Below are 13185 nucleotides of genomic sequence, written 5' to 3' on the forward strand. Positions count from 1 at the left end.
TTGCTAGCCGTTTCCGGCTCCCGGCGCAATTCGCTTGGGGGGAGGGAGTGCCGGGATCGGCGGATTTTCAACGGAAATCGCAGTCCCTGTGGGCAAATTCACCTTGGCAAAGGACGTTTTCTGATCCTAGCGAAACCGTTGCTTCGAAGACCGGCTGGAACGCTAAGTCATTCAGACCTTCAGTGAAATTTATCTCCATTCCTTAAGGTCATGTCAATTCAGGCACGATATGAGGCAATTGAGCCGAAAATTGTCGATGGCAAGCAATACGTGAAACACATGCGGATGGGCACAGCCCGGATCACTTCTGCCTTAAAGGCCCTCATGAGCTGGTTTCAGGCAGAAAGCGGCGACCCGGACGTGGCACGCGCCCAGTATCAGCTGATCCAGCGCCAGACCCCTTTCCTATACCTGATGAGTCTCGCCGGTGGCTGGGCGCTTGTTGCGACGCATTGGTCGGTGGCGCCGCTGGGAGTCACGCTGGTTCTGCCGTCCTTGATCACTGCCTTTGCTCTCTTCCGTATCGCGACCCTGCGCCGGCGCCAGAAAGAAACGCCCAGTTTCGAAGGCATTCTCAAGTGGCAGAAACACGCCATGGTGTTGTCTGTCGTCTCGCCGGGACTGTTGTCGATCTGGGCCCTGTCCCTGTTTCCCTATGGTGGCCCTTATCTGCAGCTGCAGGTCGTCTTCACGATCGCCGTGGTCAATCTGGTGGTGCTGTTCTGCCTGATCCATTTCAGGAAGGTCGCGATCATCAACGCGTTCTGCGCGAACTCCTTGTATTTTCTTTACTTTCTGATCAACGGGGAGCCTATTTTTACCTATTTCGCGCTTTACGGCATTTGCGCGTCGATCGGCGCCTTCTTCATCCTCAACAACCACTACCGGGATTTTATCAGGCTTGTTCATTCCAGCCGGGACCTCAGGAACCAGGCCGTTGAGCTGGAGCGCCGGCAGGACGAGACGCAGAAGCTGAGCGACCTCAACTACCACATCGCCAATTACGACCACTTGACCGGCTTGCCGAACCGCAGGTGTTTCCTGGCCGAGCTTGAGACCCGTTTCAAGGCGACGCGGGACCAAAACGCCTCTGTGTCGCTTTGTGTCTTCGACCTCGGCGGTCTGCGGGCCATCAACTCTATTTACGGCGTCAAGACGGGCGATGACATCCTGTCCGAAGTGGTCCGGCGGTTGCGTTCCCGACTGAGCGCTGAAACGTTCGCGGCGCGACTTGCCGGTGACGAATTCGCCCTTCTGTCACCGTCGGGAAGCCCCGATCTGGCGCGCCCGTCGGCCCTGTTCGAAGATCTCTTCGAGGAAGCCTGCCAATTGCCGGAAAGCAGCGTTCGTCTGAATTTCTTTGCCGGGATTGCAATCACCGATATGGCGCTGACCTCCGCAACGGAGCTCCTGGAGCGGGCGGTCTATGCCATGCAGGAGGCCAAGCAGAACCGTAACAATCCGATTGTGGTATTCGGTCATAGGCACCTGGAGCATATGGGCTTTCAGACACGGATTACACAGGCGCTGCAGGCCGCCGACATCGAGCGCGAGTTTTCCGTCGCCTTTCAGCCGATTGTCGATGTCAATTCGAACCGCATCACGGGGGTCGAATGTCTGGCCCGCTGGACGAGCCCGCTCTTGGGGCAGGTGCCGCCGGGCGATTTCATCACGGTGGCCGAACGTTCGGGGATGATCAACAAGCTGACCCTGGTCCTGCTCGGAAAGGCGCTTGTTGCCGCGCGGGACTGGCCGTTGGATCTCAAGGTGTCCTTCAATCTGTCGGCCAGCAACCTGTCCTCGCGAGGGTTTGTACGGGAATTTCTGAAGCTCTTGAAGGACCACGCCTTCGACCCGGTGCGTCTGAATTGTGAAGTCACCGAAACCTCGGTCATGTGGGATTTCGCGGAAGCCAACCGGGCGATTGCCATCCTGAAAAACGCGGGCATCCGTTTGTCGCTGGATGACTTCGGCACCGGCTATTCAAGCCTGTCCCATGTCCACCAGTTGCCGCTTGATTGCATCAAGGTGGACCGGAGTTTCGTTCAGGGCATCAAGCCGGACACGATCGGCTACGGCATCGTCAAATCGCTGCTTGCCATGAGCCGTGAAATGGGCATTTCCTGCGTGGTTGAAGGGGTGGAAACCGAAGAGGAACTGGCCGTCCTCAGAAGCCTTGGCACGAGCGAAGTCCAGGGCTATCTGTTTTCCAAGCCGGTCGGAGCACCGGAGCTGGAAGCATTGCTGAACGGAAAGGCCAGTTTGGGCGGCCAATCCGGCGCAAGACCGGCCTCTGCGACCAAGGCACTTACGGCCTGAACGACCTGCGTATGAGGTGCGCCTGTGGCCCAGCCAAAAATTGCATATCTCCCTTGAACTGCTAAACAAGATGACAGCAGGGTCAGGCCCTTCGGCCCGTACCGCTTAGGATCCGTCATGGCTTCCAGCCGCACTTCTTATCTCGTTCCCGGGCTGCTTCTGGTGGCGGTGATCCTTCTCGGGCTGGCCATTTCCTGGAACAATTTTTTTCTTCTGAGGGTCAAGCCCTACAGCATGCCGGCCGGCAGCATGGAACCGACGCTTGAGGTCGGGGACATGTTTCTTGTCGAACAGCTGTCGCCAGCCGTCGGCGAAAGCAAAGTGCCGGTGCGTGGGGATATTGTTGTGTTTTTCCTGCCGGGTGATCCCAGGATTGCTTATGTGAAACGTTTGATCGGTTTGCCGGGCGACAACCTGCAAATGCATGAAGGCAAAGTGATCCTCAACGGGACGCCTTTGACCTACGACCGGATCGACGACTATGTCGGCGAAAATGCGTCCGGGGCGAAGGTAAGCGTGCAAAGATACCGGGAAACCCTGCCGGGTGGCAGGGTCTACGAGATCCTTGATCTGACGCCTGACGGCATGATGGACAATACGAACACATATTCAGTGCCAGAGGGCCATGTGTTCGTGCTGGGCGACAACCGCGACAATTCCATCGACAGCCGTTTCAAAGGCCAGGTGGGTTTCGTTCCGATTGAAAATGTGTCGGGTGTCGCAAAGGACGTCTATTTCTCCGGTGCCGGCGAACAATTCACCTGGCGCTCGGTTGTGCCATCGGGCAAGGGCGCCTCGCTGGAACGGTGAGCGCATGAGCTCCGCTTAGCCCGATATCAATTCCGCTTCCCTTGATGCATGCGCGCCGATCGCGTTCAGGAGCGGTTCTGTGGCCTCTTCCATCAGGCTGGCCCAGTGGCCGAACCGCTTGCTCTTCAGAACCTGAACGGAGGGATACCAGGTCGCCTTGCCGTCCTGGGCGTGCCAGTACCAGGGATGCGCCGGCTGGGTCAGAACAACGGCGGGACGCTCCATGGCGCCGGCGACATGCAGCGGCAGGCCGTCTGGTCCGATGAGCAGGTCGACTTCGGCCAACAGGGCGGCGAGATCGGAGAGCGACTGGAAATGCCTTCCGGCATCGATGAGGTCCGGCCAGTCCGCCAGCTGACGCCGGGCGTCGTCCCACATAACGCTGATAGAAGTCCCCTGGAAGCCCTGAAAGGCGTCCAGAAGAGGGCGGTAATCGTCAAGAAGAAGTCCAGACCGCCCGGAGTTCCAGGAAAACGCAATCAGCGGGCGCGGCAGATCCTCGAGAGATGCTCTCCAGACCTGCTGCCGGTCGGCATCGGGCCGGACATAGGAACCCGTTTTCCGAAGCTGACGAAGCCGGTCGGAAGGAAGGAACAAGGCATCGCTTAGCGGCACGACGTTTTCGGGGGTGGCGACCGCATGCACCCATTCGGGGGTCCCCGTGCTGTTGAAAATACTGTCCGGAAACAGATCCGAGACGGGAGACAAATAGTCCGGGCCGAATATGCGACGGCGCTTTCTGCCCGTCGGGGTCTGAACGCCAAATCGCAACAGAACCAGGGCTTCCAGGCTGGTTAGCCCCGGTTCTATGAACAGGTCCGCCGTCTCGAGCTGAAGGCGGTCTTCGGTGGAATATGCCGCGCCGGGGGCAGGAGAGGCGTGGCCGGGAACCGTTGCTGAAGGGGCGGAACTCTGCTCCGGGATCCGGTCCAGGCTTTCAAGGGCATCGGAGGCCAACGCGCAGTCGCGGTAGAGCGCCAGGACATCGCGATAAAGGTTATGCTCGATCTTGCCGGCGGCACCGACGAGAGGCTGCAGCAACCGCAGAGACTGGTCATGATCGCCTTTCTGCCGATAAGCGGTGGCAAGCGCCAGCAGCGCCGATGGCTTGTCCTTGTGCAGTTTCACCCGTTGAAGGAACTCCGGGAACGTGTCGCTCTCGACGCCGAGGAGAGTTTCGGTCCTCATAAGCAGTAGCCAGGCAGCGAGCAGGTCCGGGAATTGCAGGGTCAGGCGCTTTGCGAGCAGCCTCGCATCGACGACTTGACCTGTCTGCGCCTGGCAGTCGGCCAGGTGAAGCATGAGGATCGGGTCGGCCGGCAGCTTGAGATGGGCTTCTTCGAGGAGGGCCAGCGCCTTGTCATGATTGCCCGTCTCCGCAAGGATGCAGCCGAGCGTGGCGAGATGCTGTGGATCGTCGGGCGCTTTCGAGACGGCCTGTTGTGCCAGATCCAGGGCGGCTGCGCTGTGTTTCACCCGCGCGTAGAGGCCAGCGAGCGCCGACATGAGATCCGCCTCTTCCGGGTGCTGTTCCAAAGCGCCGCGCAGCTGCCTCTCGGCCCGCTCGAACCGTCCTGACCGCAAGAATTGCTCGGCGCGAAGGACACTGGCCGCCGGGTGATGCGGATCGAGGACAAGCGTTTCCTCGATCAGTTTTTCCGCGTCCCGGGAATTGCCATTTACCTGTTGCAGCGAGGCCATCAGCACCCGTGCGTCACAATCCGCCGGATCTCGGGTCAGGGCCTCCTGCAGCAATTTGGCCGCAGCCTCGGAATTTCCCTCTTCAAGCCGGATTTCGGCCAGGGCCCTCAAGGCGGCTCCATGACCCGGTGACATGAACAGAACGGCTTCGTAGAGCGAAGCGGCGCTCAGCCGGTCGCCGAATGTTCTGTGCTGTGCTGCCGCCTTGAGGCGGTCATCGACCGACATCATTGCCTGGTTTTCCTCCTGTTGGGTGAACCGTCCGGGGCCGGTTGTTCCGAGGCTCAGCTACCCGAGACTGATCCGCTCCCCATCGACGCGTACATCCTGCTTGGCTTTGATCAGGGCGATCTCGCTGTTCTGCAGGGCGACACCGTCAATCTTCTGGATGAGCGTGCCGGCCGACATGGTGTCGGTTTTCTCGATTCTCGTTGACCGGTTTTCCGCCTTCACCGTGAGCGTGCGCGTGGAGCTGAATTTCTCGACAATTGTCTCCACAACGCTCTTGGCATGAAGCGCGACCGAGCCGGCACTTTGGGCCAGGACCTCGGCAAGTAGAGCAAGCTTGTCCGCTTTCAGCCGCACCAGTTTGCCCGTGAGTTCCAGCTCCTCCGCCGCCACGACCCGCAGCGATTTAGCCCCCGGTACGGAAATATCCGGTGTGCGCTCGGCGTCAGCCCGGACCAAAACGGACAACACAAAGGCGTCATCGCCGTCCTGATAAACGAGCACCTTGTCGCCGACCGCGGGCGCAAGCAGGCAGCTGCCTGCTTGCCGGGCGAAGAGTTCTTCTCCGTCCTCCGTCGTCAGGGCGAGATCCAGGTCGGACATGGTCAATGTGACCAAGGCGGTTTTGAGCCCGGTCTTCGGGACATCCCCGGCAGCCGCAATGTCGGCACGTCTGGCGAGTTTCAAGTCTTTCTGGCGCATCTGGAAAGATCCTCCGTTTGCCTGTTTCCGGGTCACAGATACAGATGCAGCAGGGCCGCCCGATTGGCGTTCATCTGAGTTGTGTTGATGCCGATTTTTTTCTTGTTCAGATCGATTTCACTCTTGAGGAATTTGAAGCGTTCGTCTGCAAGACTGAGCATGTCCTTGTTGATGACGGTCTGCCCGTCCTTGATCTGGAGCATTTCCTTGCGAAGATCGAGCAACTTGTCTTCAACAGAGACTTCCTTTTTCTCGAAAACGAATTTCGAGACCTCGAATTTCTTGATCCGGAACGCGATGTCGACATTGGCGATCTTGAACTTGAAGGAGATGCTGACACTCAGGCCGATTCCCAGCGTGAAACTCGAGACGCCCCCGACCGTGACCGCCACCTGATTGCCGAAACACATGAAATGCTCGGATCCGAGCGTGACAAAGGTCTTGGTCCCTTCGGTAATGCCGACCGTGTCGCCCTTTGTGTAACCGATGCTGTCACCTTCGGTGAGCGTAATGTCATGCCAAAGGAACTCCTTTGTCGACGTGGCGGCTTTCATGTTGATGTCGCCATTGTTGGAGTTCAGCGTGATGTCCCGGCTGTCCTCGTCGTCATCTCTTCCGGAGCGGATGACGATTTTCTTGCCGCTTTCGATTTTGATTTCATCGTCGGACCGCAGAAAGGTCTTCTCGCAGGACTTGACCAGGATTTGCCCGTCGCAGGACAGAAGAATGCCGCCTTTGCCGGTGGCGCTGCCCGCGGCATCCTCATAGGCCTTGGTGTTGTCGCCGGCATCGGCGACAAATTGCTCCGGATAAAGCACTTCGGCCTTTGCCTCGGTATCCGCGGCTGTCTCGATATCGCAATAGCTGCCCAGGCGGAACAGCACACCCGGTGTCGTCTTGTCGTTGGAGCCGTCGTTTCTGGGCACAAACAGGAACGCGCTCTTGTCCGAGGTGTCGATATCCACGTTGCTGTCGCCCGTGATCGAGTCTGGCGAAATATCCGTGATGTCAACGTCGAGTACGCCAGAGCCGCTGCAGGTCGTGCAGGTTGCGGAATTCAAGCTGCCTGTTCCGCCGCAGGTCGTGCATGTAATTGTCGTCATTTCGAAGTCCCCCTGATCAATTGCCGCCCCAGTCCCGCCGATTTGCTTGGGCTCGCCCACGTGTTCGAGCCCGCCCTGATCGCGAGCCGCAGCCGTCGGCCGCGGCTTGGTGTTCGCCTCAGGCGCTCGGGTTCATCACCTTGCTCTGCGACGGCGAAACAGTGTTGCCGACAGAGTTGGGGACCTTGCCGTTTTGAACGGTCGGGTCCATCAGCGCGCGCGTGGCTGGCGCGTTCTGGAAGACCAGCTTTGTCGAGCATTTGACGTTTTTCGAGGACGAGCAGACTTCGCTGGAGATCATGCCGCGTCCGGGGCCGCTGATCGTCAGCGGGGCCTCGTCCATGATCGTATGGGCCGAGGTGCCTTGAACGATCACTCGGGTGCACAGCGGCACTTCGGTCGTGCGCATCCCCGTGCTGGGACAGACCAGCGGGATTTCTCCGGTTGGAGTAACTTGCATATAGGGGTCCACCGGTGACAGGTCGATGCCCGGCAGGGGACCTTGAGAGTTGATAAACGACATGGCGTTTTGATCCTTCACGTTTGATTGAGATTTGCCCCTTTGGCCTGATCCTCCTGGTGTCCTGTTCCCTGCAACGGTGACTGATGGCAGTTAGCCGGCCGATTTCATCTGCGGCCGGAGTGATCCGTAGGTTTCCTCGTGGTCGAGCACGACAATTTTGGGGGTGTAGACCTCCGCGATCCGGCGATCCTGGTCCGTTCCAAGCACCTTGCCCCGGGCACCGTCAAAAAGGCTGTCTGCGGTCTCCGCGCCGTGAAACTTGGTGTTGAAGAATTCCGCGGCGCCGAAATTGGCAGCTGTGAGGTCCGCGTGGGTCAGGTCCGCCTGCCGCAGGTCCGTGCGTTCGAAACGGGCGGCCTTGCAGTTCGTGCCCTGAAGCATCGCGGACCACATCACGGCGTCGGTGAAGTTGACGGCACGCAGGCTCGATCCTGAGAAACCAGCCATCAGCAGATTGCTCTGGCTGAGATCGGCGCCGTCGAGCGTGCAATTCATGAAGGCGGTCAGCTTGGCGCTGCTTTTGGACAAAACGGCCTTGCTCAGGTCGCAGTCAATGAACATCGACTGCCCGAGCGTTGCCTCCGCCAGATTGGTTCCGGCGAGATTTGCGTTCGAAAACCTGCAGCGTTGCAGCGATTTTCCGGCAAGGTCCTTGCCCGACAGATCCGTCTCGGCAAAGACGGCGGTATCTATCCGAAGCCCCTTGAGCTCGACACTCTTCAGGTCCGCGTTGGTGAGCACGAAGTTTGAAAGAGCGGCGTCCGCCAGCGTCAGGTTTTCAATGTTGCAATCCAGCAGCAAAGCCTGGTCGGCGTGCGCTGCCGTCAGGTTTGCCTCCGCCAGATCGGTTTGGGCCAAGATGATGTCGTCGAGCTGGGTTTCCTGAAGTTGCAGCCTTTCCGCGGAACAAGCGATCAACTGAGCCTCAGAAAGGGTGCATCCGATAAAATCCGCTGAGCTGAGGTCGCAGGAGATGAAGCTTGTTTCGTGAAGATGCGCATCCGAAAACACGGTATCCCTCAGGCTGGAGGACAGGAATTGTGCCTCCGAGAGGTCTGCTCCCGAGAAGTCGCAGGCTGTGAAGTCGCATTCGAGCCAGACGGATGTCCTAAGATCCAGCCCTGCGAGCGAGACGCCGCGCAAGTCCTTGAAGGGAATCGCCTGACTGTGGGCAACGTACTCCAGCACTTCGGAAGCGGAGATCGGCATCAGATCCGGATTGCGATTGGTCAATGGCGTTTTTCTCCTTTCATTTGTCTGGAGCCGGATGGGCGTGTCACAGCGCGTGATTGCCCTGGGCAATGTTGGTGTTGGTCAGATTGGCGTCGGTTAGATCGCAGCCCGCCAACCGGGCCTCCATGAAGTCGGTGGCGTAGAGGTTGGCGTGGCGCAGCGAAGCCAGCCTGAGGTCGGACTGACTGAGCGAGGCCGAAAAGAAATTCGCCGCGCAGAAATCGCCGTATTTCAGGTCTGACTGAAGAAAGCGGCACTCCTTGAAGGACGCGGCCCGCCCATCCACCGATTGCAGATTGCACTTGTTGAAGAGGCTGGCCCGACAATCGGCCCTGAGGAAAAGGGCTTCCTCCAGCACGGCATTGTTCCAGGAGGTCTGCGTTGCCTTGACGGATTCGAAATGGGTGGCGGTGAGGTTGCAATTGCCGTGGAAGCCGGTCTCCGCGAGCTGCGCCCTGGAAAAGACCGCTTCGGGAGCCTCGACCATGGTGAAGGCCACCCGGTTCATTTTCGCGCAGGAAAAATCGGCTTCGCTCATCGGCAGTTCCAGGAAAACCGCCTGTTCGAAAACGGCGTTGCAGAAGCGCAGTTTGATGGCGGATCCCCGGACGACAGTTAGATCTGTGACCTGGGCTCCGCTGAAATCGGCGAAGTCCAGTTTGCAATCCATGAGCGTCAGATGGTTCAGGGTTGCCCCGAGGACACTGGCACCGCTCAGATCCGCGCCCATGACGGTGGCGTCCGACAGACGGACAGCGTTGAGACGCGCTGAGCGAAGGTTGGCTCCGCTGAAATTGGTGCTGGCCAGGCTGCTCCCGGAAAAATCCGCATCTTCCAGGCGTGCCGACGTAAAGACGGCCCCGTCCAAACAGCAATCGGCAAAGGATGCGCCCGTCAGGTCCGCCTGTTCAAAGAAGGTCCCGGAGAGGTCCTTGCCGGAAAAATCGAGGCCGCGAAGGTTGAGGCCCGCAAGGTCTGCCCCTTTGAAATCATGTCCGTCCGCCAGGCCTTTGCGGACCATGGCGCCGACCTTCAGGGTAGTCTCCGGAAAATACGGATCCATCGGAAACAGGGCAGCCGGTGACATCCGTCGTCCGGTCGCCAGCAAGGCCTCGACACTGGTTTCGCTTTCTTCCAGTGCGGACACCATCGTGTCGCCGCTGTCACGGATCTTGTCCCGAATCGACAGTTCGGCCTCGCCATCCTGCAGTGAAGGCGCGGTCTCAAGCATCGCCATGAGGTTTGACAATGGCTTGTTCGGGTCGTCGCCGGCCAAACTGGGGTTGAGCTCGGCAAGCAGGCCGGCGGCCCTGTTCATTGCCGACGCCGACCCGGCCTTCATCCGGTCAGTGTCCTCGACCCGGTCGGTCACGCTCTCCGGCAAATGCGCAAAAGGATCGAAGTCCAGCTTCACCTTTTCCGGGGTGTCCGGGAAATTCGCGGCCAGGCGTTCGGTTTTCCCAGCTGCGTGCTCGGGGATCGCCGCGCCTCGATCCTCCACAAAATCCGGCAGGTCCAGCTGCGCGGGATTGTTTTTGTCCAGCTCCTGGCGGACAGGATGGAGCAGGCCGCCCCCGGTGAGGCGGAAAGCGCGCGCGCGTGCCAGCTCGCACTGTCCGGCAATCGCCTCTTCGGAAACCTGTTCGTGCGGATTGAAGGACGTGAGCGCATCGCTCAGGAGCGCATCTAGGTCGGACGCCCTGCCGAGACAGTCATGTGACGACTGCGCTTCCTGAAGAGCCTGTTCGATGGCATCCGGTGGCGTGATCTCGCTGGCCAGCGCTGCTTCCATTTCCGGATCGAGGTCCAGCTCGGCCGGATCCGCAGTGAGCGCGCCCGGCTCGGGCAAATGACGGCGCAGGTTTTCAGGCAATTTTTCCTGAAGGGATCGCATGGTGGAGCCTGCCCTGGCGAATTCGCTTTGTGCCTTTTGGGTCAGGCTGGTTTCCAGTTGTTCGATCTCGTCGATAAGTTCGGCGAGATCGAAATCGCCGTTGGCGAGCTCCTCCGATGTGGGCAATCCGACAAGGGGGACATCGTCGATGGCCGTCGTGTCGCTCGGCGGCGCCAGTTCTGCCGGCAGCCCCTGGTCCTGCAGCGTTTTTTCAAGAAACCATTGCGAATTTTGGAGAAACCTGTCGCGTTCGGCCCGGGCTCGAGCCAGCCGTTCTTCCCGCTTCGCCTGAAGATGCGCAGGATCCGTCTCCGGCATCAGCTGAAAATCCGAGAGGGCGTGTTTGTAGCCGTCGTCAGGGTCCGTGCGCAGGCGAAAGACCCGATGATAGTGCTCGGGAGGTCGCGGGTCGGCGAAGCCGTGTTCCACCGCCAGCATCACAGTGCCGACGTCATCGGCAAACCGGTCAGTGCTTTTGGTCACGCCCCTGAACGTCAGGACGGCCTTTTCGACATTGGGAAACAGTGTCAGCGTGTCGCAGACCAGGGCCATCTCCGTCAGGCTGTCGTCCGACGGGCGGTGAACAAAGCCGCGCATCCTGAACTCCGGCAAGGTGCCTTCCACAGGCTGACCGGATCGGGACATGCCGGTGATTGAAAACACCTCGCCGCCGGCGAAATAGGATTCGAGCCTCTGATCTTCCGGAGCGTCGCAGTGAAACAGGGGATTGTAATCGTCCGGCCTGCAGGGCGATACATGCTCCTGCCAGTGCCTGTCATAGGTGCCGGTCAGCTGCAGGCGCTGCGGGTTGTCGGCGCCGATCGGTCCGAAATGCGCGGGCGGGGGTGTGTCGTCTGGCGACAGGATCAGGGTATCCGCGCGTTCAATGTTGGGTAATGGCGCATCCAGACCGGCTTCGACCAGTTGTCGCGCCTTGTGGCCTTTGCCCTTCGGATTGGACTTGTGGCCTTGCCCGCCGAAGGCCCGCAATTCGCTGATCGGCATCTTGTCGAACGGCTGTGGCCCGACGATCTCCACGCCGCGGTCGGTTAGACGCCAGACACGATCGCCGAACACCGCCAGGCGTTTCACCTTGGTGCCGAGCCTCGCCGTCACCTTCAGGCCCGTGACCGGTTGGTCTCCCGGCGCCAGCGCGTGGCCGGCGACAATCATTTCCGCGCGCGGCTTGAGCTGGCCCTTGTCGAAGATACCGCCATCCGGCATCTGCTCGGCGACCATTGGCCAAAGGGCTTGTTCGGTCAGAAGCTTGTAAGGGGCGGCAACGTCAAACAGTAAAAACGCGGAGACCGTCAGGATGCTTCCGCCTTCAACAGCATGGGGTTGAAGAGCGGCGGAAACTTTCGACGGCTTTACGATTCCGGGCATGCCTGATCCCCGTCAGTCTCTCCTGCAAACTTAGTGAGTTTTCCGCCCGGAGAACCGGTGTTTGCCCCAACAACCGGCGCCCGACACTTTGCCGTCAAATTTCGACGGCTCAGAATTTGTCTTAACGACTTCTTAACGTCTATATTTAGGGTTGTAAACTTTCCGGTGCAAGGGGGGATGTGTCGAGTGCGACGCGCTTTGTGAAAAATCCGACACGAAAAGGCGCGTCTTTTTCAGGAGGGTGAAAAATTGTAGGTATTTTCTGAAAGTTACGCCGTGCGAAATCCCATTTCCGGAAACTTTTCCTGATGGGATATACCGACCGAGCGGGACGGAGGCCCGCAAATTGCCTCGAATGCAGTCGATTAGAAACGTCGCAAGACACTCTGGCAAAGTGCAAAAGCAATCAGGGGTTGTGTCAACGTGTGCGGATTGTCATCGCAAGAACGCGGTTTTGCCTTCACTGTTGCCCGCTGTTTCCGGGGCAGGATCTAAAAATTCCAAGGGTAGTCGGCGCGGTAGCGTTTCTCCAGGGCATTCAGGAGCAATGCTCTGGTGCCGCCTTGGCGCAGGTCGTGGTCATTCACGTGCCGATCCAGGAAAAAACCCGTCAACTCAAACCCTTGGGTGATGTCAGCCCAAGTCAGCTCACTGCCCGCCTGGCGTTCCCCTTCCAGCAGGAAGGACGGCAGCGGCAGGAGCTTGTCGTGATAAGGTCGGCCGGCCTCCCGGCTGACGGCGCGGGCGGAACGTGGCGAGACGTAACAAAGCTCCTCCCGGCTCCCGGTCGCCGCGCAGGCGGTCAGGTCCAGCCCCATGCCGAGGTCGCTCAGAAGCTCCAGCTCGAAGCGGATGAGCAGCGCGCCGGCGGTGTCGGCGGCGTCAAGATGATCGAGGACCACCGTCAGGGCCTCGAACAGCCTGGGATAGGGGTGCCGTTCCGGCAGGAGGCGGAGCAGGAACGCCAAATGCTGCACACCGGCAAGGCCGACGCCGCTGGTCATCAGGTCTCCGGCGCGTAAGGTCTCCGGTTCGATCTTGAATTGTCCGAGATGGTCGGACAGACGTGCCTTCCAGGTGAGCGCCAGTTCGTTGCCGGGCTGGAGCACCGGCCGGTGGCGTTTCGACCGGCCGCCGCGAACAAGGCCGAGATGGCGGCCGTGATTTTGTGTCATGACCTCCAGGATGATGTCCGTCTCGCCGTGCTTGCGGGTGGTCAGCACCACGCCGCGTCCGCTCCACTCCAAGGGCCCGTTCCCATCTCAGCTGCGCCGGGAAGTTTGGCG

General features: G+C 59.8%; 9 protein-coding genes. 2 read left to right on the plus strand and 7 right to left on the minus strand.

Annotated elements, in window-relative coordinates; genetic code table 11:
• Positions 1 to 324 precede the first annotated feature (324 nt).
• Positions 325 to 2319 (plus strand): putative bifunctional diguanylate cyclase/phosphodiesterase, encoded by a 1995-nt coding sequence (locus M0H32_RS06845; RefSeq protein WP_248152521.1) that lies wholly within the window; start codon positions 325 to 327, stop codon positions 2317 to 2319.
• A gap of 117 nt (positions 2320 to 2436) precedes the next feature.
• Positions 2437 to 3129 (plus strand): signal peptidase I, encoded by a 693-nt coding sequence (lepB, locus tag M0H32_RS06850; protein ID WP_248152522.1) that lies wholly within the window; start codon positions 2437 to 2439, stop codon positions 3127 to 3129.
• Positions 3130 to 3144: 15 nt separating this feature from the next.
• On the opposite strand, the gene M0H32_RS06855 is transcribed toward lepB, so the two are convergent.
• The 7 genes from M0H32_RS06855 to recO all read right to left on the minus strand — a co-directional run bounded on the left by M0H32_RS06855 (position 3145) and on the right by recO (position 13146).
• Positions 3145 to 5061 (minus strand): tetratricopeptide repeat protein, encoded by a 1917-nt coding sequence (locus M0H32_RS06855; protein ID WP_248152523.1) that lies wholly within the window; start codon positions 5059 to 5061, stop codon positions 3145 to 3147.
• 57 nt (positions 5062 to 5118) lie between these two features.
• Positions 5119 to 5760 carry a DUF3540 domain-containing protein gene (locus M0H32_RS06860; protein WP_248152524.1) on the minus strand — a complete coding sequence of 214 codons (642 nt, stop codon included), beginning with the start codon at positions 5758 to 5760 and terminating at the stop codon, positions 5119 to 5121.
• A gap of 32 nt (positions 5761 to 5792) precedes the next feature.
• Positions 5793 to 6863 (minus strand): hypothetical protein, encoded by a 1071-nt coding sequence (locus tag M0H32_RS06865; protein WP_248152525.1) that lies wholly within the window; start codon positions 6861 to 6863, stop codon positions 5793 to 5795.
• Between the two features lie 118 nt (positions 6864 to 6981).
• Positions 6982 to 7386, minus strand: a complete 405-nt coding sequence (locus tag M0H32_RS06870) for a hypothetical protein (RefSeq protein ID WP_248152526.1) — start codon at positions 7384 to 7386, stop codon at positions 6982 to 6984.
• Positions 7387 to 7476: 90 nt separating this feature from the next.
• Positions 7477 to 8619, minus strand: coding sequence for a pentapeptide repeat-containing protein (locus M0H32_RS06875; RefSeq protein WP_248152528.1), 1143 nt, complete (start codon positions 8617 to 8619; stop codon positions 7477 to 7479).
• Between the two features lie 43 nt (positions 8620 to 8662).
• The gene (locus M0H32_RS06880) at positions 8663 to 11899 is read right to left on the minus strand and encodes a DUF2169 family type VI secretion system accessory protein (RefSeq protein WP_248152529.1); all 3237 of its coding nucleotides are present in this window, start codon (positions 11897 to 11899) and stop codon (positions 8663 to 8665) included.
• A gap of 491 nt (positions 11900 to 12390) precedes the next feature.
• Entirely contained in the window at positions 12391 to 13146 is a 756-nt protein-coding gene (gene recO, locus M0H32_RS06885) for a DNA repair protein RecO (RefSeq protein ID WP_248152531.1), read from the minus strand.
• Between the last annotated feature and the right edge of the window lie 39 nt (positions 13147 to 13185).

Origin of the sequence: Roseibium sediminicola (assembly GCF_023156505.1) — a bacterium.
Taxonomy (GTDB): domain Bacteria; phylum Pseudomonadota; class Alphaproteobacteria; order Rhizobiales; family Stappiaceae; genus Roseibium; species Roseibium sediminicola.